Source organism: Pseudomonas sp. GM30 (genome assembly GCF_000282275.2).
GTDB lineage: Bacteria > Pseudomonadota > Gammaproteobacteria > Pseudomonadales > Pseudomonadaceae > Aquipseudomonas.
In genome coordinates this window covers 118,246-144,693 of record NZ_AKJP02000028.1, presented here as the reverse complement: position 1 = coordinate 144,693, position 26,448 = coordinate 118,246, and the positions used below count along the sequence as shown (strand labels likewise).

Annotated in this window: 25 protein-coding genes and 1 pseudogene; 16 read left to right on the top strand and 10 right to left on the bottom strand. The window is 60.0% G+C overall.

Features of this window, described 5'->3' with window-relative positions; all coding sequences use genetic code 11:
* Positions 1 to 2: 2 nt before the first annotated feature.
* Both PMI25_RS20415 and yaaA read right to left on the bottom strand, forming a co-directional pair.
* A complete protein-coding gene (locus PMI25_RS20415) occupies positions 3 to 1,319 on the bottom strand; it encodes a nucleotide sugar dehydrogenase (RefSeq protein ID WP_007965217.1) in 1,317 nt (438 codons plus the stop codon).
* 811 nt (positions 1,320 to 2,130) lie between these two features.
* Positions 2,131 to 2,910: a peroxide stress protein YaaA gene (gene yaaA, locus PMI25_RS20410; protein ID WP_007965214.1), complete on the bottom strand. Its 780-nt coding sequence runs from the start codon at positions 2,908 to 2,910 to the stop codon at positions 2,131 to 2,133.
* A gap of 365 nt (positions 2,911 to 3,275) precedes the next feature.
* Between yaaA and PMI25_RS20405 the strand changes: the two genes are divergently transcribed.
* The 6 genes from PMI25_RS20405 (at position 3,276) to PMI25_RS20380 (ending at position 8,552) form a co-directional block, all read left to right on the top strand.
* On the top strand, positions 3,276 to 4,352 hold the full coding sequence (locus PMI25_RS20405) for a polysaccharide deacetylase family protein (RefSeq protein WP_007965212.1): 1,077 nt from the start codon (positions 3,276 to 3,278) through the stop codon (positions 4,350 to 4,352).
* Between the two features lie 337 nt (positions 4,353 to 4,689).
* A complete protein-coding gene (locus tag PMI25_RS20400) occupies positions 4,690 to 6,084 on the top strand; it encodes a PhoH family protein (RefSeq protein WP_007965210.1) in 1,395 nt (464 codons plus the stop codon).
* A 238-nt stretch (positions 6,085 to 6,322) separates the two neighbouring features.
* Positions 6,323 to 6,796 carry a cyclic pyranopterin monophosphate synthase MoaC gene (moaC, locus tag PMI25_RS20395; RefSeq protein ID WP_007965208.1) on the top strand — a complete coding sequence of 158 codons (474 nt, stop codon included), beginning with the start codon at positions 6,323 to 6,325 and terminating at the stop codon, positions 6,794 to 6,796.
* Positions 6,793 to 7,035, top strand: coding sequence for a molybdopterin converting factor subunit 1 (gene moaD / locus PMI25_RS20390; protein WP_007965206.1), 243 nt, complete (start codon positions 6,793 to 6,795; stop codon positions 7,033 to 7,035). The genes moaC and moaD overlap by 4 nt, the downstream gene beginning before the upstream one ends.
* A 3-nt stretch (positions 7,036 to 7,038) precedes the next feature.
* Entirely contained in the window at positions 7,039 to 7,491 is a 453-nt protein-coding gene (moaE, locus tag PMI25_RS20385) for a molybdopterin synthase catalytic subunit MoaE (protein WP_007965204.1), read from the top strand.
* Between the two features lie 284 nt (positions 7,492 to 7,775).
* Positions 7,776 to 8,552 carry an ABC transporter substrate-binding protein gene (locus tag PMI25_RS20380; protein ID WP_007965202.1) on the top strand — a complete coding sequence of 259 codons (777 nt, stop codon included), beginning with the start codon at positions 7,776 to 7,778 and terminating at the stop codon, positions 8,550 to 8,552.
* 109 nt (positions 8,553 to 8,661) lie between these two features.
* On the opposite strand, the gene PMI25_RS20375 is transcribed toward PMI25_RS20380, so the two are convergent.
* Positions 8,662 to 9,288, bottom strand: a complete 627-nt coding sequence (locus PMI25_RS20375) for a helix-turn-helix transcriptional regulator (protein ID WP_007965200.1) — start codon at positions 9,286 to 9,288, stop codon at positions 8,662 to 8,664.
* Between the two features lie 92 nt (positions 9,289 to 9,380).
* Positions 9,381 to 10,508 carry an NAD(P)/FAD-dependent oxidoreductase gene (locus tag PMI25_RS20370; RefSeq protein ID WP_007965199.1) on the bottom strand — a complete coding sequence of 376 codons (1,128 nt, stop codon included), beginning with the start codon at positions 10,506 to 10,508 and terminating at the stop codon, positions 9,381 to 9,383.
* A gap of 48 nt (positions 10,509 to 10,556) precedes the next feature.
* Here PMI25_RS20370 and PMI25_RS29995 point away from each other — a divergent pair.
* Positions 10,557 to 10,646: pseudogene (locus tag PMI25_RS29995) on the top strand (metal ABC transporter ATP-binding protein); the annotation flags it as partial.
* A 14-nt stretch (positions 10,647 to 10,660) separates the two neighbouring features.
* Here the strand turns inward: PMI25_RS29995 and PMI25_RS20365 are convergent.
* The 3 genes from PMI25_RS20365 to PMI25_RS20355 form a co-directional block, all read right to left on the bottom strand.
* Positions 10,661 to 11,605 (bottom strand): ornithine cyclodeaminase family protein, encoded by a 945-nt coding sequence (locus PMI25_RS20365; RefSeq protein ID WP_007965196.1) that lies wholly within the window; start codon positions 11,603 to 11,605, stop codon positions 10,661 to 10,663.
* 136 nt (positions 11,606 to 11,741) lie between these two features.
* Positions 11,742 to 13,208 (bottom strand): ATP-dependent RNA helicase RhlB, encoded by a 1,467-nt coding sequence (gene rhlB, locus PMI25_RS20360; RefSeq protein ID WP_007965194.1) that lies wholly within the window; start codon positions 13,206 to 13,208, stop codon positions 11,742 to 11,744.
* Positions 13,209 to 13,304: 96 nt separating this feature from the next.
* The gene (locus tag PMI25_RS20355; protein ID WP_007965191.1) at positions 13,305 to 13,961 is read right to left on the bottom strand and encodes an alpha/beta hydrolase; all 657 of its coding nucleotides are present in this window, start codon (positions 13,959 to 13,961) and stop codon (positions 13,305 to 13,307) included.
* A gap of 468 nt (positions 13,962 to 14,429) precedes the next feature.
* On the opposite strand from PMI25_RS20355, the gene PMI25_RS20350 reads away from it, so the two are divergent.
* The 4 genes from PMI25_RS20350 to PMI25_RS20335 all read left to right on the top strand — a co-directional run bounded on the left by PMI25_RS20350 (position 14,430) and on the right by PMI25_RS20335 (position 18,594).
* The gene (locus tag PMI25_RS20350; protein ID WP_007965188.1) at positions 14,430 to 15,461 is read left to right on the top strand and encodes an amino acid ABC transporter substrate-binding protein; all 1,032 of its coding nucleotides are present in this window, start codon (positions 14,430 to 14,432) and stop codon (positions 15,459 to 15,461) included.
* 65 nt (positions 15,462 to 15,526) lie between these two features.
* Positions 15,527 to 16,708: an amino acid ABC transporter permease gene (locus PMI25_RS20345; RefSeq protein WP_007965186.1), complete on the top strand. Its 1,182-nt coding sequence runs from the start codon at positions 15,527 to 15,529 to the stop codon at positions 16,706 to 16,708.
* Positions 16,709 to 16,718: 10 nt separating this feature from the next.
* On the top strand, positions 16,719 to 17,816 hold the full coding sequence (locus tag PMI25_RS20340) for an amino acid ABC transporter permease (protein ID WP_007965184.1): 1,098 nt from the start codon (positions 16,719 to 16,721) through the stop codon (positions 17,814 to 17,816).
* 13 nt (positions 17,817 to 17,829) lie between these two features.
* Complete coding sequence (locus tag PMI25_RS20335) at positions 17,830 to 18,594, top strand: amino acid ABC transporter ATP-binding protein (RefSeq protein ID WP_003221897.1); 765 nt, start codon at positions 17,830 to 17,832, stop codon at positions 18,592 to 18,594.
* 66 nt (positions 18,595 to 18,660) lie between these two features.
* On the opposite strand, the gene PMI25_RS20330 is transcribed toward PMI25_RS20335, so the two are convergent.
* Complete coding sequence (locus PMI25_RS20330) at positions 18,661 to 20,286, bottom strand: S8 family peptidase (RefSeq protein WP_007965182.1); 1,626 nt, start codon at positions 20,284 to 20,286, stop codon at positions 18,661 to 18,663.
* Positions 20,287 to 20,534: 248 nt separating this feature from the next.
* On the opposite strand from PMI25_RS20330, the gene PMI25_RS20325 reads away from it, so the two are divergent.
* The 5 genes from PMI25_RS20325 to PMI25_RS20305 all read left to right on the top strand — a co-directional run bounded on the left by PMI25_RS20325 (position 20,535) and on the right by PMI25_RS20305 (position 24,537).
* Entirely contained in the window at positions 20,535 to 21,194 is a 660-nt protein-coding gene (locus PMI25_RS20325; protein WP_007965180.1) for a FadR/GntR family transcriptional regulator, read from the top strand.
* The gene (locus tag PMI25_RS20320) at positions 21,184 to 22,470 is read left to right on the top strand and encodes a CynX/NimT family MFS transporter (protein WP_007965178.1); all 1,287 of its coding nucleotides are present in this window, start codon (positions 21,184 to 21,186) and stop codon (positions 22,468 to 22,470) included. The genes PMI25_RS20325 and PMI25_RS20320 overlap by 11 nt, the downstream gene beginning before the upstream one ends.
* Before the next feature lie 234 nt (positions 22,471 to 22,704).
* Entirely contained in the window at positions 22,705 to 23,175 is a 471-nt protein-coding gene (locus PMI25_RS20315) for a nuclear transport factor 2 family protein (protein ID WP_003221901.1), read from the top strand.
* Positions 23,176 to 23,214: 39 nt separating this feature from the next.
* Positions 23,215 to 23,517, top strand: coding sequence for a GIY-YIG nuclease family protein (locus tag PMI25_RS20310; protein ID WP_007965176.1), 303 nt, complete (start codon positions 23,215 to 23,217; stop codon positions 23,515 to 23,517).
* Positions 23,518 to 23,601: 84 nt separating this feature from the next.
* Entirely contained in the window at positions 23,602 to 24,537 is a 936-nt protein-coding gene (locus PMI25_RS20305) for a glutathione S-transferase family protein (protein ID WP_007965175.1), read from the top strand.
* Positions 24,538 to 24,697: 160 nt separating this feature from the next.
* Here the strand turns inward: PMI25_RS20305 and PMI25_RS20300 are convergent, their stop codons facing one another.
* Together PMI25_RS20300 and yejK are read right to left on the bottom strand one after the other, a co-directional pair.
* The gene (locus PMI25_RS20300) at positions 24,698 to 25,048 is read right to left on the bottom strand and encodes a glutaredoxin family protein (protein ID WP_007965174.1); all 351 of its coding nucleotides are present in this window, start codon (positions 25,046 to 25,048) and stop codon (positions 24,698 to 24,700) included.
* Positions 25,048 to 26,052 (bottom strand): nucleoid-associated protein YejK, encoded by a 1,005-nt coding sequence (yejK, locus tag PMI25_RS20295; protein WP_007965173.1) that lies wholly within the window; start codon positions 26,050 to 26,052, stop codon positions 25,048 to 25,050. Before yejK ends, PMI25_RS20300 begins: the two co-directional genes overlap by 1 nt.
* Positions 26,053 to 26,448 lie beyond the last annotated feature (396 nt).

The window sequence follows — 26,448 nt, the reverse complement described above, 5'->3', positions numbered from 1 at the left end:
ACTTACCAGCAGATACCTTCGGTGCGAGTACCCGGGTTGGTGGCTTTGGCCATGAAGCCGACCAGGTCGATGACCTGTTTGCCTTGCGGTGCTTCCTGGGCCAGCGAGCGGAATTTCTCGTCGCGGTTGCCGAGGATGATCACGTCGGAGTTGTCGATCACCGAATCGAAGTCCGAGTTGAGCAGGGACGACACGTGCGGGATCTTCGACTCGATGTAGTCCTTGTTCGCGCCGTGAACACGGGCGTACTCGACGTTGCTGTCGTAGATGCTCAGGTCGTAGCCCTTGCCGATCAGCATTTCGGCCAGTTCCACCAGCGGACTTTCGCGCAGGTCGTCGGTACCGGCCTTGAAGCTCAGACCGAGCAGGGCGACTTTGCGTTTGTCGTGGCTTTCAACGATGTCGAAGGCGTTCTGCACTTGCGATTCGTTGCTGCGCATCAGCGAGTTGAGCAGCGGCGCTTCGACGTCCAGGGAACCGGCGCGGTAGGTCAGGGCGCGCACGTCTTTGGGCAGGCACGAACCGCCGAAGGCGAAGCCCGGGCGCATGTAGTACTGGGACAGGTTGAGAGTCTTGTCCTGGCAGACCACGTCCATCACTTCACGGCCATCGACGCCGACCGCTTTGGCGATGTTGCCGATCTCGTTGGCGAAGGTCACTTTGGTCGCGTGCCAGACGTTGCAGGTGTACTTGATCATCTCGGCGACCGCGATGTCCTTGCGGATGATCGGCGCGTCGAGTTCTTCGTACAGCGATTGCAGAACGTCGCCCGAGGCTTTGTCGAACTCGCCGATGACGGTCATCGGGGGCAGGTCGTAGTCCTTGATCGCGGTGGATTCACGCAGGAATTCCGGGTTGACCGCGACGCCGAAATCGACACCGGCCTTCTTGCCCGAGCAGTCTTCGAGGATCGGGATCACCACGTTGGCGACGGTGCCCGGCAACACGGTGCTGCGGACCACGATGGTGTGGCGGGTGGTTTTTTCACGCAGCACGAAACCGATCTCGCGGCACACCGCCTCGATGTAGTTCAGTTCCAGATCGCCGTTCTTCTTGCTCGGCGTACCGACGCAGATCATCGACAGGTCGGTGTCACGGATCGCCTCGGCGAAGTTGGTTGTACCGCGCAGACGACCGGTCTCGATACCTTGAGCCAGAAGTTCGCCCAGACCCGGTTCAACGATCGGCGACTTGCCGGCGTTGATCATGTCGATCTTGTCTTTGGCAACATCGACGCCAACCACGTCATGGCCCCGTGCAGACAGGCAACCGGCACACACTGCGCCAACGTAACCCAAACCAAATATGCTGATGCGCATCGCAATTACCTCTGTGTTTTATCAAGCCATTAGATGGCCGGAGTTAATGGTGTTCAGCGGTCATAGTGCACTCGAAAGTGCGGCATACAGGCGCCACAATGCCGTGTGCAGGCATACTAAGTTCCGAGTGTCTAAATAAGTGCACTCAAGATGTGCGCAACTAGGCCTTAGTTGTTATGACTTGCCCTGTTATGCAGCGGATCTTCTTTGTGGAAGACTCTGGTGCATGTGTCTTGTCCGCTTGATGTCGGACATAACGCCCGTAGATCAATGGGTTGGGTGCTCAGGCGAGCACGTTTACAGGGGCGCAGCCTTGGCCTTGTAGAGGATGTTTATGGTGCGTATCACCTATCCATCGTTAATCGATCAGATGAGTGAACCATCTAGGCAAGTTGCTGTGACAACTTGGTTACATGGTTCTCCGCTCTGCGTAAGTTATCTCGTACAAACTCGGCGAGAATCGTTACCGGTGGTATGAGCTATGCATTTGGACATAGTTCCTACCCGCTCATCGCGAAATCTGAAATTTTTTGAAATATTGACAAAGATGGCACTGGTCTCAATTTGATAGCACTTTCGATTTGGGCCTTTATAAATCGATGCGAAATCGAGCTAGATAGTTTTGTGCCACTACCAAAAAAAAATTTACGTGCCACTACTGAAAAAAAGTGCGGCTGTCGAGTGAAACTAAAATTAGAATCGGGGAGGACGATTTTATGGCGCCAATAAAGCGGCGAAATGTGACGAGGGATTTTTGACGTCGTGCGAGCTGCACGACTCTCGATAGAAAGAGTCGTGCAATGGGCATGCTTTATTCCGGGGCGTGGTCGCGCAGAAACACCAGATTGTCCGGTTTCGACTGCTCGGCGCTGTAGCGATAACCCTGCACATCGAATTGCTTGAGCAGGGCGGGATCGTTGATTTTTTCCTGGATCACGAAACGGCTCATCAGGCCACGGGCCTTTTTCGCGTAGAAACTGATGATCTTGTACTGACCGTTCTTCAGATCCTTGAAATCGGTGTTGATGATTCGCGCGTTCAGCGCGCTGCGCTTGACCGCCGAGAAATACTCGTTGGAGGCCAGGTTCAGCAGCACGTCATCGCCCTGTTCGGCCAGCGCTTCGTTGAGCCATTCGCTGATGCGCGTGCCCCAGAACGCGTACAGATCCTTGCCACGGGCGTTGGCCAGTTTGGTGCCCATTTCCAGACGATAGGGTTGCATCAGGTCAAGTGGACGCAGCAGGCCATAAAGGCCCGAGAGCATGCGCAGGTGCTTTTGCGCGTAGTCGAACTGGGCTTCGCTGAATGATTGCGCATCGAGGCCGGTGTACACGTCACCCTTGAACGCGAGCAGCGCCTGCTTGGCGTTTTCCGGGGTGAAGGCGGGCGTCCAGCTGCCGAAACGCGCGGCATTCAGGCCGCCGATCTTGTCGGACACGTGCATCAGTTCGCTGATCTGTGCCGGACTCAGTTCGCGCAGCTGCTGGATCAACTCCTGGGAATGATCGAGGTATTGCGGCTGGGTGAAGCGCTGGGTCGCCGGCGGTGTTTCGTAATCGAGGGTCTTGGCGGGGGAAATCACCATCAGCATGAAGTCGTCTCCTTTAATCGTGGGGGCGATTCTAGGGGGTTGGCCGGGTTGACTCCAGCTATCAAGCCCATAGGTGATCGACGGCAAAAGCATCTCACTGATAACCCTGTGGCGAGGGAGCTTGCTCCCGCTCGAGTGCGCAGCGCTCGCAAACCCGTTAAACGCATTTTTCTTGGACGCATGCGATTGCTGCACTTGGGGCTGCTGCGCAACCCAGCGGGAGCAAGCTCCCTCGCCACAGAATGCGTCATCCCTCAGGAGGAGTGGGGAGCATTTCAGCTATAGTGCCGCGCGGGTTTGGTTATGGAGACACCCCTTTGCGCATTGTTCTTTTATTCACCGCGTGGCTGTTGAGCTTCGGGGCCATGGCGGCGCCGGGTGATGTGGCGACGCTGGATCGCAGCACCTGGCCTGAACAACTGAGCAGCCCGACGCTGTTCGACGTCGCCTCGCGCGCGGAAATACTCATGTTCGCCCGTGGGCTGCTGGGCACCGAGGCGCTGGACGAGGCTGCGCTGGCCCAGCGTCTGGGGCTGCGCACGATCAACGTCGACGCGATCAGCAGCCTGCGTCAGCGGCTCTGGGAGCGTTTGTTGGCCAACTACAACTTCGCCCAGCAGAGCTGCGATCAGGATGCCTCGTTCTGCTTCCTCGTCGAAGACCTGCCGACCCTGCGCGAGCAGGCCGCCAAGTTCGTGGTCAGCGACGACAGCTATTACACCAAGTGGGCCGAGCCGAGCCGGCTATTTCATCTGCAGTACCTGGACGAGCTGATGCGCAAGGCCGCGCTGTCGCCGCAGACCAGCAGCGAAGTCGATCGTTTTGGCGACTACGAGCGCAACGGCGACGAGATGCACGACCGGCTGTTTCTGCTGAGTTTCGACAGCGCCGCCAATCTGCAGCCGGACAACACCGACTGGATCGCCGATTACCTGCGCAAGTCCAACCTGAGCGGCACGTTCTTCCTGTTGGGCAAGGATGTGCAGGCGCGGCTGGCGGATCGCTCGGTGAGCAACCTGCAATCGGAGTTCTCGAAACAGTGTGTGGGCGTGCAGGGTTGGGAGTTCCGTTCCCACAGCTATTGGCAGGACTGGCAGGACTCGGTGCGCCGCAGCGCCGATCTGGTGAAGAACAAGTTGCCGGAGAACTATGTGCCGCTGTTTCGTCCGCCGGAGGGGCAGCGCCGCCCTGATGCCGGCAGCTTCTTCCGCAGTCAGGGCCTGCAAGTGGCGCTGTGGGATATCGATGCACAGGACGGCGCCGGCAAGCTCAAGGGCGCACAGAGCGCGCAGCGGGTGCTGACCCTGATGCTGCTGTGGCGTCACGGAGTGATCAATTTCAACATGAAACAGGACGCGGTGAAGACCGCGTTGCCGTGGCTGATCACGCAAACTGCGCAAAGCGGCATCGGCTTTGAAGACTGTCAGGACGGGTTTCGCTGACAAACGGCAAAAGCCCGGAAACATTGGGCTTTGGGCGATTTTTTTAGAAAATTCGATGCAGGCGGACTTCCGACTTTAGCGGGGTCTGGACGGTCCGCCAAGGGCTTTTCGTCACTCTGCAAAATAAACTTAAAAAAACCGTCAAAGTGCTTTTTTATGTCATGGGTTTTGGAGTATTACGAAGACAGACCGCCGAAACCTGCAACACAGGTGGCGTCTTCCAAGACTCCTTTTGTGTGCAGTTCATCCAGGCCCTCGTGGATGAATTCGGCAGTCACTTCGAGGCGCAGCACCGCCCAGGTATTGCGTCGAATGGCTCCCACAAAGGTGACCGAGTATGGATGATCACGGACGTAGCCCTTCTTCCAACCAGCCAATCCTTTATGTACTCGATACCAACGTATTGATTCACGATCCAAATGCCCTGCTGAATTTCGAAGAACACCACGTCGCGATCCCGATGACCGTGCTCGAAGAGCTGGACAAGCTCAAGAGCGGCCATCACAGCGTTGCTGCCGAATGCCGCCAGGCGATCCGGCTGATCGACAAGACCCTGGGCGATGCCTCCCCCGAGGACGTCGAGCTGGGTGTGCCGATCCAGCGCGGCAAGGGCGGGCCAAAGGGCTTGCTGTCAATTCTGATGAGCAAACAGGCCGAGTCGAACCTGATTCTGCCCGAGCATCTGAACGACAACAAAATCATCAACCAGTTGATCGACCTGCACACCCGTGATCCGAAGAAGGCCGTGGTGCTGGTCACCAAAGACATCAACATGCGCCTCAAGGCGCGCGCCTGCGGCATCGATGCCGAGGACTACAGCACCGACCAGTTGGTCGATGACGTGTCCCTGCTGCCCAACGGCTACCACAACATGACCGGCTCCTTCTGGGACCGCGTCAGCAAAGTCGAAACCCGTCAGGATCACGGCCGCACCTGGCATCAGGTGCAGTTGATCGACAACCTGCCGGCGGTGCACATCAACGAGTTCATCATTGACGAACAAGGCTTTGTCGGCTGGATCAAGGAAATCCAGGAAGACAGGCTGCTGATCCTCGACTTGCACCAGGAGCCACTGCTGCATCAGGAAGCCTGGGGCCTCAAACCACGGGACATCTACCAGAGTCTGGCGTTGTATGCGTTGCTGGATCCGGACATTCACCTGGTCAACCTGTCGGGTGCAGCGGGTTCCGGTAAAACCATTCTGGCGCTGGCTGCTGCGATCGAGCAGACCATGGTCAGCAAACGCTATCGCCGCATTATCGCGACCCGCAGCGTGCAGGGCCTGGACCAGGAAATCGGCTTCCTGCCCGGCACCGAAGCGGAAAAAATGGAGCCTTGGCTGGGCGCCATCACCGACAACCTCGAAGCCTTGCACATGGATGATGAAAACACCCATGGCAGCGTCGATTACATCCTCAGCAAAGTGCCGTTGCAGTTCAAATCGCTCAACTACATTCGCGGTCGCAGCTTCCAGCAGAGCCTGATCCTGATCGACGAATGCCAGAACCTCACACCGCACCAGATGAAAACCATCATCACCCGGGCCGGCGCCGGTTCCAAAGTGGTGTGCCTGGGCAACCTGGCACAGATCGACACCCCTTACCTGTCCGCGACCAGTTCCGGACTGACCTACCTGACCGAACGCTTCAAGGATTTCCCCAACGGGGTGCACATCACCCTGCAAGGGGTGCCACGCTCGATTCTGGCCGAATACGCCGAATCGCATCTGTAACCCTTCCCACAAATCGGGCGGCCCAAAAGCCGCCCGGTTTTTTTATGGATAGATACACAACCCAATGTGGGAGCGAGCTTGCTCGCGAATGCGGTGTGTCAGTCACCATCGATGTAGCCTGATGCACCGCCTTCGCGAGCAAGCTCGCTCCCACAGGGGCAACGGTGAATTCATAATCAGTGATGCGGAAATTTGACCCGCAGGTTTACAATCCACGCTCCTGATCAGGAGTAATCCCGTGCTGACTCATCTCGATTCCCAAGGTCGCGCCAACATGGTCGACGTCACCGAAAAAGCCGTGACGTTCCGTGAGGCGACGGCTCAAGCGCTGGTGCGCATGCTCCCCGAAACCCTGCAGATGATCGTCAGCGGCGGCCATCCCAAGGGCGACGTGTTTGCCGTGGCGCGCATTGCCGGCATTCAGGCGGCGAAGAAAACCAGTGATCTGATCCCGCTGTGCCATCCGCTGATGCTGACCGGGGTCAAGGTCGAACTCAGCGCCGAAGGTGACGACAGCGTGCGCATCGTCGCCCGCTGCAAACTGTCCGGGCAGACCGGTGTGGAGATGGAAGCGCTGACCGCCGCCAGTGTTGCCGCCCTGACCCTCTACGACATGTGCAAAGCCGTCGATCGCGGCATGACCATCGAAAGCGTGAAACTGCTGGAGAAGGTCGGCGGCAAGAGCGGGCATTTTCAGGCGGAGCAGCCATGAAGCTGACGGTTAAATTCTTTGCCCGTTATCGTGAAGCGCTGGGCGTGGACGCGGTCGAGGTCGAAGGCGATTTCGCCACGGTCGACGCTGTGCGTGCGCTGCTCGCACAGCGCGATGGCGCCGAAGTGCTGAGCGAACAGAACCTGATGTGCGCGCGCAACGAAGACCTGTGCCAGCTCGACGAGCCGGTCAGCGATGGCGACGAAGTGGCGTTTTTCCCCACCGTGACCGGAGGCTGAGCCATGGCGATTCGTGTGCAGTCCACGGCATTCGACCCGGGTGCTGAAGTCAACGCGATGCATGCGGCGAATGTCGGTGTCGGCGCGGTGGTGAGTTTTGTCGGTTACGTGCGCGACTTCAATGACGGGCTGGATGTGGCCGGGATGTTCCTCGAACACTATCCGGGCATGACCGAAAAAGCCTTGGGCAAGATCGCCGTCGAGGCCGAGCAGCGCTGGCCGCTGCTGAAGCTCGAAGTGCTGCACCGCATCGGCGCGCTGGAGCCGGGCGAGCCGATCGTGTTTGTCGGCGCTGCCAGCGCCCATCGCCAGGCGGCGTTCGACGCCTGCGCTTTCGTCATGGACTACCTGAAAACTCGCGCGCCGTTCTGGAAGAAAGAGAACACCAGCGACGGCCCGCGTTGGGTCGAAGGGCGTGACAGTGATCATGCCGCTGCGGATCGCTGGAAGAAGTAATTTCTTTAGCGCCCCTCAGTACGCCTTCGCGAGCAAGCTCGCTCCCACATTGGATCTGTGTCGTTCCCAAATCCAATGTGGGAGCGAGCTTGCTCGCGAAGGGGCCATCTGTAACACCAAAAACCTCGCAGACACACTCTCTTCCCTAATTGACGAATTGTACCTATAAGTCCAATATGGATTTATAAGTACAAAAAAACGTCAATCTTGCCGCTCGTAGCTCCCTGCTCCCAGCTGCTCTTCTTCGTCTTGCCAAACCAACAACAACCCGCGAGAGAACGAACATGAAGAAACTCCCCCTGATCACCGGTCTGGCCCTGAGCCTGTTGGCGTGCACCAGCTCGTTTGCCGCCGAGAAAACCCTGCGCATCGGCATCGAGGCCGCTTATCCACCGTTCGCTTCGAAAACCGACAAGGGCGAAATCGTCGGTTTCGATTACGACATCGGCAACGCCCTGTGCGCGCAGATGAAGGCCAAGTGCGTGTGGGTCGAGGGTGAGTTCGATGGCCTGATTCCTTCGCTGAAAGTGAAGAAAATCGACATGGCGCTGTCGTCGATGACCATCAACGAAGACCGCAAAAAGTCGGTGGATTTCACCCACAAGTACTACTTCACCTCGTCGCGGCTGGTGATGAAGGAAGGCGCCACGGTCGATGACCAGTACGCCAGCCTCAAGGGCAAGACCGTCGGCGTCCAGCGCGCGACCACCACCGACCGTTATGCCACCGAAGTGTTCGAACCGAAGGGCATCAACGTCAAGCGCTACGGCAACAACGAAGAAATCTACATGGACCTGGCGGCCGGCCGGCTCGATGCGATTTTCGCCGACACCATTCCGCTGACCGACTTCCTGTCGATGCCACGCGGCAAGGGCTATGCGTTTGTCGGGCCGGAGCTGAAGGATCCCAAGTACGTGGGTGAGGGCGCGGGGATTGCGGTGCGCAAGGGCAATACCGAGCTGGTCAGTGAGTTGAACACGGCCATCGACGGGATTCGTGCCAGCGGCGAATATCAGAAGATTTCCGAGAAGTATTTCAAGTCCGACATCTACGGCGACTGATCTACCGCTTTCGCGAGCAAGCTCGCTCCCACATTGGATCTATGGCATTCACAAATCCCTGTGGGAGCGAGCTTGCTCGCGAAGAGGCCGGAACTACCGATGAAAACCTCTAGCCCTTCAGTTCCTTCAAATGCTTGTACACCGTCGCCCGCCCCATGTTCAGCACATTGGCCACATAGTTCGAGGCGCTCTTGCCCTTGAACGCGCCTTCGGCGTGCAGCGCCAGCACCAGTTCGCGCTTGTGATCGCGGGTCAGCAGATTCAGGCTCAGCTGGCGCTCGCGCAGCCAGGCGTGGAGGAAGGTGTTGATGCGTTCCTGCCAGTCATCGCGAAACAGTGAATCCGGTTGCGGGATCAGTTTGCTCGGCGACAGGAACAGGTCCAGCGCGGCCTTGGCATTCTCGAACAACGAAATATTCAGGTTGATGCACAGCACCGCCAGCGGCCGGTCTTCACTGTCGCGCAGCACGGTGCTCAGGCTGCGGATCTTCTGGCCGTCCCAATTCAGTTTTTCATAAGGGCCGATGTTCCGCTCGCTGACGTCCTCGCTGAGCATGTCTTCAAGCGATGAATCGTCGCCGATCTCGCGCTTGGACAGGTTGTTGGCGATGTAATCGACCTTCTGCGTCCGCAGGTCGTGCAGCACCACTTCGGCGTGGGGAAAGAACAGCGTGGCGATGGCGTCGGCAATGGCACGGAAGTTATCCAGTGCCGGATCGAATTCGGGGGCGGTCATGATTGTGGAGCTCCAGGCGGCGTCAGCGCCCCCGTGCACGGGGGCGCTGCGAGTGTGCCGCAATCCGTTGGGCGCGTCATCCGCAGGGGCCATCAGCGCAGTCGTGAAAGAGAGAGCATGGCGCTGCTCAGACCGAACTGCTGCAACGACTCAGGCAACGGCTGACCGCGTACCAGCGCCGCACTGGCCTGGCCCATGGCCGGTGAGGTCTGAATGCCATAGCCACCCTGGGCGGCGACCCAGAACAGCCCCGGCACCTGCGGATCGAAACCGCTGAGCAAGTCACCGTCGGCGACGAAACTGCGCAGTCCGGCCCAGGTGCGGGTAGGGCGGCGGATGGTCAGGGTTGTGGCCTCTTCGATCTGGTAGATGCCCATGGCGATGTCCAGCTCTTCCGGCTGCACGTCATGGGGTTCGACCGGGTCGGCGTTGGCCGGCGAGCCGAGGAACATGCCGGCGTCGGGTTTCATGTAGAACGATTCGTCGAGGCTGACCAGCATCGGCCAGTGATGAATGTCCACGCCCTCGGGGCCGGCGAAAATGAACGCCGCACGGCGCTTGGGTTGCAGGCCCAGCGCTTGCGCGCCGGCCAGTGCACCGATCTGGTCGGCCCAGGCTCCGGCGGCGTTGATGACGACCGGCGCGCTGAAGGTCTGGCCGTTGGTTTGCACCTGCCAGAGGCCGTCGGCGTCGCGACTCAAGCCCAGCACCTCGCAATCGGTGTGCACTTCGCCATTGTTGCGGCGGATACCGCGCAGGTAACCCTGATGCAGGGCGTCGGTGTCGATGTCGCTGGCGGTCGGGTCGTAGATTGCGCCGTGGACCTTTTCCCGACGCAGGATCGGCAGGCGAGCGCAGGCTTCGTCAGCGCTGAGCAACTGCATCTCCGGCACCGTGGCTTTGGCGCTGAGGTACTGGTTGTTCAGTTCGGCGGCATCACCGGTGAAATCCACGGTCATTTCGCCGCGCGGCGTGAGCAGCGGATGCTCGCAGAAGCCGCTGGGCGGATGGTCGAAAAACTCACGGCTGGCCAGAGTCAGCGCGCGCACTTGCGGTGTGCCGTAGGCCGCGGTGTACAACGCCGCCGAGCGTCCGGTGGAGTGATAGGCCGGGTGCGACTCACGTTCGAGCACGATCACTTTGGCGTGGGGCGACAGCCAGAAACCGGTGGAAGCGCCGGCAATCCCGCCGCCGATGATGATGAAGTCTGCCTGGCTCATGAAAGGTCTCCGGTGTTTACGCAATATCAAGGCGTTCACTAGTCCACTGTGGGAGCGAGCTTGCTCGCGAAAGCGGTGTATCAGTCGACATCTTCGGTGAATGTCAGACCGCATTCGCGAGCAGGCTCGCTCCCACAATGGGATGTGTGGTGTCAGTTATTTAATTGATAAACCGCATTGGCCAGCGCAATGTCTTCCAGGCCCAGGCCAATTGAACGGAAAAACACATGACGGTCGTAACCGGGACGCGGCACTTTATCGCTGAGCAGATCGGCAAGGTCACCGACGATCAAATCCTTGCTCCAGCCATGCTGCTCGGTCGCGATCAACATCTCACCCGCCGAACCCGGTGTGGTCAGCCGATAATCACAGTACACCTGCATGTCGCCCAGGCGCTGCGGCGGCACTTCATGGGCGCGTGGTGCGTTGGTGCTGATCGAGGTGATCAGCGCCGGTTTGCTCAAGGTCGCCGGATCGATCACCTGGCCGGCGGACGAGGTGCAGAGCATGATGACGTCGGCATCGTGCACGGCGGTTTCGCGGCGGTCGGCGATCTGCACCCCGGGGAATATCTCGTGCAACTGCGCACGGGTTTCAGCGTCTTCAGACAGGCTCGGCGAATACACGCTGATGCGCTGCCAGTCGCGCAGACCTTTCACATAATGCAGATGCGCCTGAGCGACCTTGCCGCTGCCGATGATCGCCAGTCGCGAGGCATTCAGCGGGGCGAGGGCATCGACCGCCACCGCAGTGGTCGCGGCGGTACGGGCGGTGGTCAGTTCGCCGGCATCGCACAGCAGCAACGGTTGGCCGGTTTTCATCGACATCAATAGTGTCCACGCTGTCACCAGTGCACCTTGCTCGCGCACGATATACGGCGAGGTTTTCACGCCGTACACACCGTCTTCGGCCAGCACCCCCAGATAGTTGATGAAGTCGCCGACGCCCTGCGGAAACTCCACCAATTGCTGCGCCGGTTGCACGGCGTGACCGGCGGCGAGGTCGCGGAACAGTTTGCGCAGGATCTGCGGCACGTCGATGCGCGCCAGCAGCTCGCGGGCCTGGGTTTGGTCGATCACGCAGGGTGTACTGGACATGTCAGGCTCCACCATCTGGAAATAAACTAATTTGTCTATTATGGACTTTTAGTTGTCTATCGCAAGCACCTGCTGAAACGCCGGGCAAAAAAAAGCGCAGTCCGTTGCCGGCTGCGCTTTTTGCGTTACGGGTCGCTTACTGCGGCTGCGGACGCTTGCGTTCCACCGCGCGCAGCAGGTGCGTCGGCGGTGTTTCACAGCTGATCTTGCGACCGAGCTTCTCTTCGATCGACGGCAACTGGTAGGAGTCGTCCTCACCGGCGAAGCTGATCGATACACCGTCAGCGCCCGCGCGACCGGTGCGGCCGATGCGGTGCACGTAGTCGTCCGGGACTTCCGGCAGGGTGAAGTTGATCACGTGGCTGATGCCGTCGATGTGGATGCCGCGACCGGCAACATCGGTGGCCACCAGTACGCGAATCTTGCCTTCGCGGAAGCCTTCAAGGGTTTTGATGCGCTTGTGCTGCGGCACGTCGCCGGACAGTTGCGCGGCGTTGATGCCGTCGCGCACCAGGCGCTCTTCGATGCGACGCACTTCGTCCTTGCGGTTGGCAAACACGATCACCCGCTCCCAGCCGTTGTCGTTGACCAGGTTGTAGAGCAGTTTGTATTTGTCAGCCGCGGCCACCGCATAGATGTGCTGCTCGACGTTTTCGTTGGCCACGTTGGTGACTTCGATTTCGACGATCGCAGGATCGGTGGTCCATTGCTTGGCCAGGTTCATCACGTCTTCGGTGAAGGTCGCGGAGAACAGCAGGGTCTGGCGCTCGGACTTCGGCGGGGTCTGACGAATGATCTGCCGCACTTGCGGGATGAAACCCATGTCGAGCATGCGGTCGGCTTCGTCCAGCACCATCACTTCGACCATGTCCAGGTGCACGTCGCCGCGCTGGTTGAAGTCGAGCAGACGGCCCGGGGTGGCAACAAGAATGTCGCAGTGGCGTGCTTCGAGGTGCTTGAGCTGCTTGTCGAAGTCCATGCCGCCAACGAACGTCATCACGTTGAGGCCGGTGTACTTGGTCAGGTCGGCCGCATCCTTGGCGATCTGCACCACCAGCTCACGGGTCGGCGCGATGATCAGCGCACGGGGTTCGCCCATGTAGCGCTCTTTCGGCGGCGGCGTCTGCAGCAACTGGGTGATGATCGAGATCAGGAACGCGGCGGTCTTGCCGGTGCCGGTCTGCGCGCGGCCGATGGCGTCTTTGCCGGCGAGGGTGAAACCCAGCACCTGCGCCTGGATCGGCGTGCAGTACGGGAAGCCCAGATCCTGAATGGCGTGCATCAGTTCCGGAGCGAGTTTGAAATCGTGGAAGCGGGTTTTGCCTTCCTGTGGCTCGACGACGAAGTCTTCGAGTTTCCAGGGAATGACCGGTGCCTTGGGCTTCGGTTCGCGGCGCGGCCGGGGTGGTTTCGGCGCTTCGGCGCGGACCGGTTCGGTGGCGGGTTTCGGCTCGGGCTGGGGTGTCGCTACCGGAGCCGGACGTTCAGCCTTGGGCGCATCGCTGCGAGGGCCGGGGGCGTGCGACGGCGCACTGGGGACTGGCGCGAGCTGCTCAGCCTCGCTTTTACCGAACATTTTCTTGAGTGCTTCGAGCACGGTCATCTCATCAATTGGTTAAGGAATGTACGCCGGCCAGTGTAATGCAAGAAACGGGCGCGGCGTAGTGGGATGATCAAAGCGGTCCGCCAAGCGGCCGAATCAACGCAGGCGTTCGCTCAGCCAGACGCCAATGTCGCGAATTTCTTCGGGTAACACTTCGTGCTCCATTGGGTATTCCTGCCATGTCACGGTGACACCATGCTTCACCAGATGCTCGTAAGCACTGCGGCCCATCGAGTTCTGCACCACGCCATCGAACTGGCCGTGCAGGCACAGCGCTGGAATGCGCTGCTGACTGGCTGAAAGCTCCATCTCGTCAGTGAAGGTCGGGGCGTAGGTGGACAGGGCAAGTACGCCACCCAGCGGACCTTGCCACTTTATATAAGCGGTGTGCAGAACAACGGCGCCCCCCTGGGAAAACCCGGCGAGAAAAATCCGCGAAGCGTCTATTCCGCTGGCGCGCTCCTTTTCGATCAATTCAATGATGCGATCCGCCGATGCTTCCAACTGCTCACGGTCAATCGCCCGCGCCGGGCTCATGGCCTTGATGTCGTACCAACTTGGCATCGCATAACCGCCATTGATGGTGACGGGCAGGGTCGGCGCCTGCGGCAAGACAAAGCGTGTCGTCAGCAGGCTTTCCTGCAGCGCTTCGGCCACCGGCAAAAAGTCATAGCGGTCAGCGCCCAGGCCGTGCAGCCAGATAACGCAGGCGTCTGCAGGCTTTACGGGTTCAAGAATCAGGGGCTCGGTCATGGCTGCTCCAAAAATGTGCGGGCGCTCTCAATAAGTGCGTGATTTGCGTGCGCGCCCGGTCGATCCGTTAACAAGATGTCGCAAGGCTACAAGTTTTGCTATTGACCTGTCGCGCAATCGCTTCAGCAAGCGGTGTGGTACGGGCTTTGCTATGGAGGATTCTGTACGAAGCGTCCTACGCCTTGCGGTAACACTATCAGTGTACGTCTTGCGGCGGGATTGCAAAGAATCCGGTGATGGATGTTCGCCAATGGCCGCTACGGGCAAAGCGAACGTGAAAGGGCTACAGCCCGTTCGGCCGATTGGTGAGAAGTGAGTTGTCCATGATGTGGATTTTCTCCTACTAGACTCATAGCGAAGGTCTTACGTCGGTTGACCCCAAAAAAAGCCAACACGGGTCAACAACGCCTCAAAAGGGTGCGACTGGACTCAAGCTCCGACACAACAAGAGCAAAACTGGAGGTTTGAATGAAGATGTTGAAATCCACTCTGGCGGTCGTGACTGCAGCAGCAGTACTCGGCGTCAGCGGGTTCGCTCAGGCGGGTGCAACCCTGGATGCCGTGCAGAAGAAAGGTTTCGTGCAGTGTGGCGTGAGCGACGGTCTGCCGGGTTTCTCGGTGCCGGACGCTTCGGGCAAGATCCTCGGGATCGACGCTGACGTCTGCCGCGCTGTGGCCGCTGCCGTATTCGGCGACGCCAACAAGGTCAAGTTCAGCCAGTTGAACGCCAAGGAGCGCTTCACCGCGCTGCAGTCCGGCGAAATCGACCTGCTCTCGCGCAACACCACCATGACCAGTTCGCGTGACGCCGGCATGGGTCTGAAATTCCCGGGCTTCATCACTTACTACGACGGCGTGGGCTTCCTGGCCAACAACAAGCTGGGCGTGAAAAGTGCCAAGGAACTGGACGGTGCAACCATCTGCATCCAGGCAGGTACTACCACCGAGTTGAACGTGTCCGACTACTTCCGCGCCAACGGCCTGAAGTACACCCCGATCACTTTCGACACCTCCGATGAAAGCGCCAAGTCGCTGGAATCCGGTCGTTGCGACGTGCTGACCTCCGACAAGTCGCAGCTGTACGCACAGCGCAGCAAACTGGCCTCGCCAAAAGACTACGTGGTGCTGCCGGAAACCATCTCCAAAGAACCGCTGGGCCCGGTCGTGCGTAACGGCGACGACGAGTGGCTGGCGATCGTGCGCTGGGTGGGTTACGCGCTGCTGAACACCGAAGAGGCCGGCGTGACCTCGAAAAACGTGCTGGAAGAAGCCAAGTCCACCAAGAACCCGGACGTCGCCCGTCTGCTGGGTGCTGACGGTGAATACGGCAAGGACCTGAAACTGCCGAAGGACTGGGTTGTGAAGATCGTTTCGCAGGTCGGTAACTACGGTGAAATCTTCGAGAAAAACCTCGGCAAGAGCACTCCGCTGGAAATCGACCGTGGCCTGAACGCGCTGTGGACCAACGGCGGCATTCAGTACGCACCACCAGTGCGCTAATGGTTCTGTCACCCGGCGGGCCAACCGCCGGGTGATGTTCTGTTCCATTTTTTCCGGGGCACTTCATGCAAAATTCAATCGGCGCACCAAAGCAGAGGTTCAGCCTCAGCGATCCGCGAGTGCGTGCGTGGCTGTTTCAGATCATCACCGTCGTGGCGGTCGTCGCCATGGGCTGGTATCTGTTCGACAACACCCAGACCAACCTGCAACACCGGGGCATCACCTCCGGTTTCGGCTTTCTGGAGCGCAGTGCCGGGTTCGGCATCGCTCAACACCTGATTTCCTACACCGAAGCGGACAGCTACGCCCGGGTGTTCGTGATCGGCCTGCTCAACACCCTGTTGGTGACCGTTATCGGCGTGATCCTGGCGACCCTGCTGGGCTTCATCATCGGCGTGGCGCGGCTGTCGCCGAACTGGATCATCAGCAAACTGGCGACCGTGTATGTGGAAGTGTTCCGCAACATTCCGCCGCTGCTGCAGATCCTGTTCTGGTACTTCGCGGTGTTCCTGACCATGCCGGGACCGCGCAACAGCCACAACTTCGGCGACACCTTCTTTGTCAGCAGCCGGGGCCTGAACATGCCGGCCGCGCAAATGGCTGACGGCTTCTGGGCGTTCGTCATCAGTGTGGTGCTGGCCATCGTTGCCATCGTGCTGATGTGCCGCTGGGCCAACAAGCGTTTCGAAGACACCGGGGTACCGTTCCACAAGTTCTGGACTGGCCTGGCGATCCTGTTGGTGATCCCGACCCTGTGCGCGCTGATCTTCGGCGCACCGCTGCACTGGGAGCTGCCGCAGCTCAAGGGCTTCAACTTCGTCGGCGGCTGGGTGTTGATCCCGGAACTGCTGGCGCTGACCCTGGCGCTGACCGTGTACACCGCCGCGTTCATTGCGGAAATCGTTCGCTCTGGGATCAAGTCGGTCAGCCATGGCCAGACCGAGGCGGCGCGTTCGCTCGGCCTGCGCAACGGCCCGACCCTGCGCAAGGTGATCATTCCACAAGCGCTGCGGGTGATCATTCCGCCACTGACCAGCCAATACCTGAACCTGGCGAAGAACTCGTCGCTGGCCGCCGGTATCGGTTATCCGGAAATGGTTTCGCTGTTCGCCGGCACCGTGCTCAACCAGACTGGTCAGGCCATCGAAGTCATTGCCATCACCATGAGCGTGTACCTGGCGATCAGTATCAGCATTTCCCTGCTGATGAACTGGTACAACAAGCGCATTGCGCTGATCGAGCGGTGAGGAAACGCGCATGACGACCCATACTTTCAAACCCGACATGCCACCGCCGGCCAAGGTTTTCGGCCCGATGGCATGGATACGCGCGAACATGTTTTCCAGCTGGCTCAACACCCTGCTGACCCTGTTTGCGTTTTATCTGATCTACCTCGTGGTACCACCGATCCTCAGTTGGGCGATTCTCGATGCCAACTGGGTCGGCACCACCCGCGCCGACTGCACCAAGGACGGCGCCTGCTGGGTGTTCATTCAGCAGCGTTTCGGCCAGTTCATGTACGGCTACTACCCGACCGGCCTGCGCTGGCGCGTCGACCTGACCGTGTGGCTGGCGGTGATCGGTGTGGCACCGCTGTTCATCTCGCGCTTCCCGCGTAAAGCGGTGTACGGCCTGAGCTTCCTGGTGATCTACCCGATTGTCGCCTGGTGCCTGCTGCACGGTGGCGTGTTCGGCCTCGACGCCGTGGCGACCAGCCAGTGGGGCGGTCTGATGCTGACCCTGGTCATCGCCACCGTGGGTATCGCCGGCGCCTTGCCGCTGGGGATCATTCTGGCGCTGGGCCGGCGCTCGAACATGCCGGCGATTCGTGTGGTCTGCGTGACCTTCATCGAGTTCTGGCGCGGCGTGCCGTTGATCACGGTGCTGTTCATGTCCTCGGTGATGCTGCCGCTGTTCCTGCCCGAAGGCATGAACTTCGACAAGCTGCTGCGGGCGCTGATCGGGGTGATCCTGTTCCAGTCGGCCTACGTCGCCGAAGTAGTGCGCGGCGGTCTGCAAGCGATCCCCAAAGGTCAGTACGAAGCGGCAGCGGCGATGGGCCTCGGTTATTGGCGCGCCATGGGCCTGGTGATTCTGCCGCAAGCCTTGAAGCTGGTAATCCCCGGCATCGTCAACACGTTTATTGCGCTGTTCAAGGACACCAGCCTGGTGATCATCATCGGCCTGTTCGACCTGCTCAACAGCGTCAAGCAAGCCGCTGCCGACCCGAAATGGCTGGGCATGGCCACCGAAGGCTACGTGTTCGCCGCCCTGGTGTTCTGGATTTTCTGTTTTGGCATGTCGCGCTATTCCATGCATCTGGAACGCAAGCTCGACACTGGCCACAAGCGTTAGGAGTTCTCTGTAAATGAGCGAAGCAATCAAAAAGCCTGTCGGCCCTGAAGGCATTATCCAGATGCAGGGCGTGAACAAGTGGTACGGCCAGTTCCACGTGCTGAAAGACATCAACCTCAACGTCAAACAGGGCGAGCGCATCGTCCTGTGCGGCCCGTCGGGTTCCGGCAAGTCGACCACCATTCGCTGCCTCAACCGTCTGGAAGAACACCAGCAGGGCCGCATCGTCGTCGATGGTGTGGAGCTGACCAACGACCTCAAGCAGATCGAAGCGATCCGCCGCGAAGTCGGCATGGTGTTCCAGCACTTCAACCTGTTCCCGCACCTGACCATCCTGCAGAACTGCACGCTGGCGCCGATGTGGGTGCGCAAGATGCCCAAGCGCAAGGCCGAGGAAATCGCCATGCATTACCTGGAGCGCGTACGCATTCCGGAGCAGGCGCATAAATTCCCGGGGCAACTGTCCGGCGGTCAGCAACAGCGTGTGGCGATTGCCCGTGCGCTGTGCATGAAACCTAAAATCATGCTGTTCGACGAACCGACCTCGGCCCTCGACCCGGAGATGGTCAAAGAGGTACTGGACACCATGATCGGCCTCGCCGAAGACGGCATGACCATGCTCTGCGTGACCCACGAAATGGGCTTCGCCCGCACCGTGGCCAATCGGGTGATCTTCATGGACAAGGGCGAGATCGTCGAGCAGGCGGCACCGAATGACTTCTTCGACAATCCGCAGAATGACCGTACCAAGCTGTTCCTGAGCCAGATCCTGCATTGATGGCTTAGCGGCTGAGTGAACCAAGCCCCACCGGGATACCCGGCGGGGCTTTTTTCATGCTGCGAATCAAACCGCACGGGCCTTTAGCTCCAGTGCGATTTGCACTGCCCGCAATGCATTGAGGCGCCCATGCCCGTAGTAGTGGCTGTGGCCGTTTTCATCGTATTGACCGAGCGGCCCGTCATCGGGGTGGCCGATCTTGTCGCAGCAATCGGCAAGGATCTGGCGTACCGCAGAGCGATCAAGCTCCGGATTGACGCCGAGCACCAGCGCAGCGATGCCCGCGGCGCCGGGGCATGCGCTGGAGGTGCCGCTGAAGGTGTCGGTGTAGGCCGGCAAATTTGCTGCGGCAAACTGTGTGCTCAAATCAGTGGTGCGGATGCCCCGGGTCTGCGGGATAGAAGTTGCAGGTTTGAACGTCGGGTCGGGGTGTTGCTGATCGCCGCTGGGAAAGCAGCACCAGAGTGACTTGCCATAATCGCTGTAGGCACTGCGCCGGTTCTGGTCGTTGCAGGCACCTACCGCAATCACATGGGGATGGCTGGAGTAGCCATCATTGTCGGCACATTCGTTACCGTTTCCCGCGCCAAAAAAGATCAAACAGCCTTTGCCATTGCGGCCCTTGGTGGCGGCGTATTCGATTGCCAGACGTGTGCTGGCAGCCAGGGGGAATACTTGCGTGTGGCGCGGGTCCGCCGGGTCGGCCCAATGCCCTTCAGCCGGCCCCCAACTGCAGGAAATGACGTCGGCGCCCTGATCGGCAGCCCAGAAAAAGGCGTCGGCCTCGGCGCGGGCGCCCAAGGGTTTGGTGAGTTTCAACGGCATCAGGCTGGCTTTGGGGGCGACACCGCTGGCGCCGTCCTCACCATTGGCGCAGGCCACGCCGGCGGCGGCTGTGCCGTGACGTTCCTGGGCATTTTTCGGCCGTGGGCCCTGTTTCGAGTTACGCCGGTCGAAGTTCTGCGCGCCGACGATTTTGCCTTCTCCGGCGAACTCGGGATGGTCGATATCAAATGCATCGTCGATGACCGCTATCACGACGCCTTCGCCCTGCGCGAGCTCATGTGCGGCCTCGACGTTGGCGCTGGCATCGATTTCCACCTGATAGGTCACGGTGGTTTTCTTCAGGTGCCACTGATTGGCATGGATCGCTCGGCGTTGACCCTGGCGCAGCAGCTCCGGGTGGCAGTACTCGATTTCGTCGCGTTCCAGCCATTTACTCGTGAGGGTGCAGATATCGATGCCATGGGTGGCGGGGTGATGGACGAAAAAGGCATTTTTGGCATACGGCACTTCTTGTTTGATCATCAGGCCCAGCTCTTCAAGTATGACCATGCACTCAGTGGCTCTCAGCGAGTCGATGAACTTCAAAAAGATATTTTCGGTATAGAGCACCGGCTCCTGAGTGATGGGATCCACCAGCACGCTGCCCGCGAAGCGCACGTCGGGCAATTCGCGTAACCGCGCCTTGCGTTGCGATGCGTCCGAGTGCCCGGGCAGTTTGAAAATCTGCACATCAGCGTCCTCGACATGCAGCAACAGCTCGCAACCTTCCAGCGCTGCGTGAGCAGATTCGCAGCAAAGCGTTTGCTCCAACTGCGTTCCCGCATGACTGCGGACTGCCAGCAACTGGCGATTTTTCTGCAGAACAAAAGGGCGGTCGTGCTGCTTGCCGAAATTGACTTCTACCATGAGCGGTGCATCTTCCTTTGGATAATGACGGGGCAACACGCCCCTGGATCAATGTCCAAAGTCTGCAGTCCAGCGTCTGCAAGAGATGTCGGCAGTATTCCAGGCGATTGTGGGAAATCACCTCGCCTGTCAGCAGTTTTTACAGCTCGGCAAGTAGGATTTATGCCGCGGTTGGGGTTGTGTGCGGCATCTCAGCTGAATACCATGTCAAAAAATTCATCCTATGATTGGATGAAAGGGCGAATTTCATGACAGACATCTCACCTTTGATCAAGCGATCCCTGGTCGATCAGGCCCTGGATCAGTTGCGCCAACGCATCACCGATGGCGTGTGGCAGGTCGGCGAACGGCTGCCGACGGAGCCTGAGCTGTGCGCCGATTTGGGCATCAGTCGCAACACCGTGCGCGAAGCCATGCGCGTGCTGGCGTTTTCCGGGTTGATCGAAATCCGTCAGGGCGATGGCAGTTACCTGCGGGCGGTGGTCGATCCGATGGACACGCTCAAGGCGTTGTCCCGTTGCTCGCTGGAGCAGGCGCGCGAGACCCGGCACATTCTCGAAGTGGAAGCGATCGGCCTGGCCGCGCTGCGTCGCACCGATGAAGACCTGCTCGCCCTGCGCGAAGCGCTCGGCACCAGCGGTAGCCACTACCACGGCGATCTCGACACTTACATTGCCTGCGATCTGGTGTTCCACCGCCGTCTGGTGGACGCCGCGCACAACCCGACCCTCAGCGAGTTGTATCGCTATTTCTCCAGCATCGTCGGCGCGCAATTGCGCCAGACGCTGAACATCGTCCCGCGCCGTCAGGAAGTGTTCGACCTGCACATCGAGTTGCTCGATGCCGTCGAACAACGCGACCCGGAACGGGCCAAAGCCATATCGAGGCAGTTGATCAATGAACCTTGAAAGCGAAAAAAACCTGTCCATCCCCAAAAGAACTGCCGAGCTTGAAGAATTGCTGATCGACGCCGAGGCCGACGACGAGCAAGTGCAGCAAAGCCATCCGCTGGTGCGCCGGCCGTGGCTGTTGCTGCTGGGGCTGATTCTGGTCGCACTGAACCTGCGCCCGGCGCTGTCGAGCATGGCGCCGCTGCTCAGTGAAGTGTCGAAAAGCCTTGGTCTGTCTGCGGCGCAGGCCGGTCTGCTGACCACGCTGCCGGTGCTGTGCCTGGGCTTGTTCGCGCCGCTGGCGCCGATTCTGGCGCGACGTTTCGGCGCCGAGCGGGTGGTGTTGGGGATTCTGCTGACCCTGGCCGCGGGGATCATCGTGCGCAGCAACTTCGGTGAGATCGGGCTGTTTGCAGGTAGCGTGCTTGGCGGTGCGAGCATCGGCATCATCGGTGTGCTGCTGCCGGGCATCGTCAAACGCGACTTCGCCAAACACGCCGGAACCATGACCGGCGTGTACACCATGGCCCTGTGCCTGGGCGCGGCGATGGCGGCGGGTTCGACTGTGCCGTTGAGCGAGCACTTCGACCACAGCTGGGCGCTGGGCCTGGGCTTCTGGGTAATCCCTGCGTTGGTGGCGGCGGTCTTCTGGTTGCCGCAAGTCGGGCAGAAACACGGCGCGCACAACGTCGCCTATCGGGTGCGCGGTTTGCTGCGCGATCCGCTCGCGTGGCAAGTGACCTTGTACATGGGCCTGCAATCGTCGCTGGCGTACATCGTGTTCGGCTGGTTGCCGTCGATCCTCATCGGTCGCGGGCTGACTCCAACTCAGGCCGGGCTGGTGCTGTCCGGTTCGGTGATCATCCAGCTCGCCAGTTCGCTGGCTGCACCGTGGCTGGCGACCCGGGGCAAGGATCAGCGTCTGGCGATCGTGCTGGTGATGGCGCTGACCCTCGGTGGTCTGTTCGGTTGCCTGTATGCGCCGATTGAAGGGCTGTGGGGCTGGGCAATTCTGCTGGGGCTGGGGCAGGGCGGTACGTTCAGCCTGGCGCTGACCCTGATCGTGCTGCGCTCACGGGATTCGCACGTCGCGGCGAACCTGTCGAGCATGTCCCAGGGCTTCGGCTACACCCTGGCGTCGATGGGACCGTTCGCGGTCGGCGTGGTGCATGACTGGACCGGCGGCTGGAATGCCGTGGGCTGGATCTTCGGCATCATTGGCGCGGGTGCGATCATTGCCGGGCTGGGTGCCGGCCGGGCGTTGTACGTGCAAGTGCAAAGCGAGAAGATCTGACACGTAACCCTTTTTTGGGGCGTGATATCCCATGTGGGAGCGAGCTTGCTCGCGAAGACGGTGGTTCAGACACAGATCATGTTGAATGTGCCGGCGTCTTCGCGAGCAAGCTCGCTCCCACAGTTTTTGCGGTGCTTTAAATCTTGCGTGGTATTCGCTGTGAGAATGCCGATAGTGTTTCTGCGGCCTTCAGCTTATCGTGCTGGCAATCTGTCCATTTCCCGGAGTTTGCCCATGAGCGAAGCCCACGCCGCGTTGATCACCCGCTTCTACCAGGCCTTCCAGCGCCTCGACGCCGAGGCCATGGCCGCGTGCTACACCGACGATGTGGTGTTCAGCGATCCGGCCTTCGGTGAGCTGCGCGGGCGCGATGCCGGCGACATGTGGCGCATGCTCACCACCCGCGCCAAGGACTTCTCCCTGACTTTCGACAATGTCCGCGCCGACGAGCGCAGCGGTGGTGCGCACTGGGTGGCGACGTATCTGTTCAGCCAGACCGGCAACGTGGTAATCAACGACATTCAGGCGCGCTTCGTCTTTCGCGACGGCAAGATCTGCGAGCACCATGATCACTTCGACCTGTGGCGCTGGTCGCGTCAGGCGTTGGGGTTCAAGGGCCTGCTGCTGGGCTGGACACCGCTGGTGCGCAACGCGGTCCGGGCGCAGGCGCTGAAAGGGCTGAAGGCATTTCAGGCCGGTCGCTGATAAGATCGCGGCCTGTTTCCTACACGTCCAGATCCCGAAGTGACCAGCCTCAGCGAAAAACCGGTTGAAGTCGTCGAGCCAGTGAGCAAATCCTGGTTCGTCTACCTCGTGCGCGCGGCCAATGGCTCGCTGTACTGCGGGATCAGCAACGACCCGGTGCGCCGCTTCGCCAAGCATCAAAGCGGCAAGGGTGCGCGGTTCTTCCTGTCCAGCCCGGCGATGGCGCTGGTCTACACCGAGCGTTGCCGCGACAAGAGCGACGCGCTGCGCCAGGAACGGCTGATCAAAAAGCTGCGCAAGAGCGCCAAGGAATGCCTGGTCGCGTCTTATCAATCTGACTGATCGGTTCCCATCAGGCAGATCTGTAGGCTGCTAATCAAATGCACGCTAAGCTGCGGACTCACTTTCTGTGCGGCGGAGCCGAGCATGTCCGAGTTGATTCTGCATCATTACCCGACCTCTCCATTTGCCGAAAAGGCTCGTCTGCTGTTGGGCTTCAAGGGGCTTTCCTGGCGCTCGGTGCACATTTCGCCGGTGATGCCCAAGCCGGATCTGACCGCGCTGACTGGCGGCTACCGCAAGACCCCGGTGTTGCAGATCGGCGCCGACATCTATTGCGACACATCGTTGATTGCCCGTCGTCTGGAGCAGGAAAAAGCCCTGCCGGCGTTTTTCCCGGAAGGCCAGGAAATGACCAGCGCCAGCTTCGCCGCGTGGGCCGATTCGGTGGTGTTCCAGCACGCGGTCAGCCTGGTGTTCCAGCCAGAATCGGTGGCGGTGCGTTTCGGCAAGTTGCCGCCGGAAGCGATCAAGGCGTTCATTGCTGACCGTGCTGGATTGTTCAGTGGTGGCACGGCAACCAAACTGTCCGCCGAGCAGGCCAAGCACCAATGGCCAACGCTCATGGCGCGGCTGGAGCAGCAGTTGCAGCGCGAGCAGGGCGACTTCCTGTTCGGCGAGCCGTCGATTGCCGACTTCGCCCTGGCGCATCCGCTGTGGTTCCTCAAGGCGACGCACGTCACTGCGCCGTTGGTCGATGAATATCCGGCCGTGACTGCATGGCTGGGGCGTGTGCTGGGCTTTGGTCATGGTGCAGCGAGTGCGATGACTGCCGAGGAGGCGCTGGAAGTCGCGCGCAGTTCCACGCCGGCGGCGCTGCCGGATGAGCAGTTTGTCGATCCGAACGGCTTCAAGGCGGGGCAGCAGGTGGCGATTGCCGCGACAGACTACGGGGTTGACCCGGTGGTGGGTGAGTTGCTGTTTGCTGGCCGCGAAGAGCTGATCCTGCGTCGCGAAGACCCGCGTGGCGGCGTGGTGCATGTGCACTTCCCGCGCTTTGGTTTCCGTATCGAAGCTCGCTGATCAGCAAGCGGCCTTTGCTTGGAGGGGGCAATTGTGGTGAGGGGATTTATCCCCGATGGGGCGCGAAGCGCCCCCAAAAAACTGCACGCCCTACCAGGCAGATTTTGCGACGGCTTCGCCGCCGATCGGGGATAAATCCCCTCACCACAGAGGAGCTGTGTTACTTCAGGGCGGCGAGAATTTCGTCCGGGTCGAACCCACGAATCAACGTGCCATTCACGTCGATCAACGGAATCCCGCGTCCACCCAGCGCCTCATACGCCTTGCGCGCCTCGGCGTCCTTCTCGATGTCGAACTCCTTGAAGGGAATCCCCTTGCTGTCGAGAAAGCGCTTGGTCTGCTTGCAGTAGCCGCACCAGTCGGTGGCATACAGCACGACATGGGCGTTGGCGCGAACCTGCTCAGAGACCATCTGCGACGGGTTGAACACCCGCTCGATCTTGCCCCAGTTCTGATAGATCACCACCACCAGCAGAACCAGCGCTACCTTCTTCAGCACATTGCCGAGCATCAGTTGCGGCGCTTGAGCTGATCAGTGAGCGAGGTCGGCAGGCCCTTGATGATCAAGGTGCCGGCCTCCTCGTCGTACTCGATCTTCGAACCCAGCAGGTGCGCTTCAAAGCTGATCGACAGACCTTCGGCACGGCCGGTGAAGCGGCGGAACTGGTTGAGGGTGCGTTTGTCTGCCGGAATCTCCGGCGACAGGCCATAGTCCTTGTTGCGGATGTGATCGTAGAAGGCTTTCGGCCGCTCTTCGTCGATCAGCTCCGACAGCTCTTCCAGACCCATCGGCTCGCCGAGCTTGGCCTGGCTGCTGGCGTAATCGACCAGGGTCTTGGTTTTCTCGCGGGCGGAGTCTTCCGGCAGGTCTTCGCTCTCGACGAAGTCGCTGAAGGCCTTGAGCAGGGTGCGAGTCTCGCCCGGGCCGTCGACGCCTTCCTGGCAGCCGATGAAGTCGCGGAAGTATTCCGAAACCTTCTTGCCGTTCTTGCCCTTGATGAACGAGATGTACTGTTTGGACTGCTTGTTGTTCTGCCACTCGGACACGTTGATCCGCGCCGCCAGGTGCAACTGGCCGAGGTCGAGGTGACGCGACGGGGTCACGTCCAGCTCATCGGTCACCGCCACGCCTTCGCTGTGGTGCAACAGGGCGATCGCCAAGTAATCGGTCATGCCTTGCTGATAGTGGGCGAACAGCACGTGGCCGCCGACTGACAGGTTCGATTCTTCCATCAGTTTCTGCAGATGCTCGACCGCGACTTTGCTGAACGCGGTGAAGTCCTTGCCGCCTTCCATGTAGTCCTTCAGCCAGCCGCTGAACGGAAACGCGCCGGATTCCGGATGGAACAGACCCCAGGCTTTGCCCTGTTTGGCGTTATAGCTCTCGTTGAGGTCGGCGAGCATGTTCTCGATGGCCGCGGATTCAGCGAGCTCTGTATCACGGGCGTGCAGAACTGCGGGCGTGCCGTCGGGTTTTTTGTCGATCAGGTGGACGATGCAATGACGGATCGGCATGGGCTTCTCGGCTGGTGGAAGGGAGGAGGGCAGGCTCCCCCGAAAAAGCGCCCAGTGTACCGCAACCACTGGTTTTGGCGCGGGGTGAAGGGCAAATCCAGGGCGGGTGGGCGCCCTTATGCAGTTTTTTACCGATTTAGAGCAATAAAGCTGACCAAATGGGTAGCTAGAGGCGGATATTTCCCCGTCTCTGTGCTAGTTTTGCCCGGTCTTACGCGAAGTCACTGCGTTAAGCGTGCATTCAGCATTTGTCAGGTCGAACCAAACCCTGATTTCGGCATCTATAACCCCGACTCGTCGTGGTTATCGCCGAGGGTGCCAGATCCAGAAGATCGGGCTCGATGGCTGACACTGCACTCTGCAATCCATATGAATTTGATAGGGAAGGAACACTAC

Excerpts from the sequence above, each read along its gene's own strand:
- PMI25_RS20345 (WP_007965186.1), top strand. The coding sequence starts at position 15,527 with ATGCAAAATTCAATCGGCGCACCAAAGCAGAGGTTCAGCCTCAGCGAT.
- PMI25_RS20305 (WP_007965175.1), top strand. The coding sequence starts at position 23,602 with ATGTCCGAGTTGATTCTGCATCATTACCCGACCTCTCCATTTGCCGAA.
- PMI25_RS20405 (WP_007965212.1), top strand. The coding sequence starts at position 3,276 with ATGGCGGCGCCGGGTGATGTGGCGACGCTGGATCGCAGCACCTGGCCT.
- PMI25_RS20375 (WP_007965200.1), bottom strand. The coding sequence starts at position 9,288 with ATGACCGCCCCCGAATTCGATCCGGCACTGGATAACTTCCGTGCCATT.
- PMI25_RS20380 (WP_007965202.1), top strand. The coding sequence starts at position 7,776 with ATGAAGAAACTCCCCCTGATCACCGGTCTGGCCCTGAGCCTGTTGGCG.
- PMI25_RS20330 (WP_007965182.1), bottom strand. The coding sequence starts at position 20,286 with ATGGTAGAAGTCAATTTCGGCAAGCAGCACGACCGCCCTTTTGTTCTG.
- PMI25_RS20350 (WP_007965188.1), top strand. The coding sequence starts at position 14,430 with ATGAAGATGTTGAAATCCACTCTGGCGGTCGTGACTGCAGCAGCAGTA.
- PMI25_RS20370 (WP_007965199.1), bottom strand. The coding sequence starts at position 10,508 with ATGAGCCAGGCAGACTTCATCATCATCGGCGGCGGGATTGCCGGCGCT.
- PMI25_RS20400 (WP_007965210.1), top strand. The coding sequence starts at position 4,690 with ATGGATGATCACGGACGTAGCCCTTCTTCCAACCAGCCAATCCTTTAT.
- rhlB (WP_007965194.1), bottom strand. The coding sequence starts at position 13,208 with ATGACCGTGCTCGAAGCACTCAAGAAAATGTTCGGTAAAAGCGAGGCT.
- PMI25_RS20340 (WP_007965184.1), top strand. The coding sequence starts at position 16,719 with ATGACGACCCATACTTTCAAACCCGACATGCCACCGCCGGCCAAGGTT.
- PMI25_RS20365 (WP_007965196.1), bottom strand. The coding sequence starts at position 11,605 with ATGTCCAGTACACCCTGCGTGATCGACCAAACCCAGGCCCGCGAGCTG.
- PMI25_RS20335 (WP_003221897.1), top strand. The coding sequence starts at position 17,830 with ATGAGCGAAGCAATCAAAAAGCCTGTCGGCCCTGAAGGCATTATCCAG.
- moaE (WP_007965204.1), top strand. The coding sequence starts at position 7,039 with ATGGCGATTCGTGTGCAGTCCACGGCATTCGACCCGGGTGCTGAAGTC.
- PMI25_RS20320 (WP_007965178.1), top strand. The coding sequence starts at position 21,184 with ATGAACCTTGAAAGCGAAAAAAACCTGTCCATCCCCAAAAGAACTGCC.
- PMI25_RS20300 (WP_007965174.1), bottom strand. The coding sequence starts at position 25,048 with ATGCTCGGCAATGTGCTGAAGAAGGTAGCGCTGGTTCTGCTGGTGGTG.
- PMI25_RS20355 (WP_007965191.1), bottom strand. The coding sequence starts at position 13,961 with ATGACCGAGCCCCTGATTCTTGAACCCGTAAAGCCTGCAGACGCCTGC.
- yaaA (WP_007965214.1), bottom strand. The coding sequence starts at position 2,910 with ATGCTGATGGTGATTTCCCCCGCCAAGACCCTCGATTACGAAACACCG.
- moaD (WP_007965206.1), top strand. The coding sequence starts at position 6,793 with ATGAAGCTGACGGTTAAATTCTTTGCCCGTTATCGTGAAGCGCTGGGC.
- PMI25_RS20315 (WP_003221901.1), top strand. The coding sequence starts at position 22,705 with ATGAGCGAAGCCCACGCCGCGTTGATCACCCGCTTCTACCAGGCCTTC.
- PMI25_RS20415 (WP_007965217.1), bottom strand. The coding sequence starts at position 1,319 with ATGCGCATCAGCATATTTGGTTTGGGTTACGTTGGCGCAGTGTGTGCC.
- yejK (WP_007965173.1), bottom strand. The coding sequence starts at position 26,052 with ATGCCGATCCGTCATTGCATCGTCCACCTGATCGACAAAAAACCCGAC.
- PMI25_RS20325 (WP_007965180.1), top strand. The coding sequence starts at position 20,535 with ATGACAGACATCTCACCTTTGATCAAGCGATCCCTGGTCGATCAGGCC.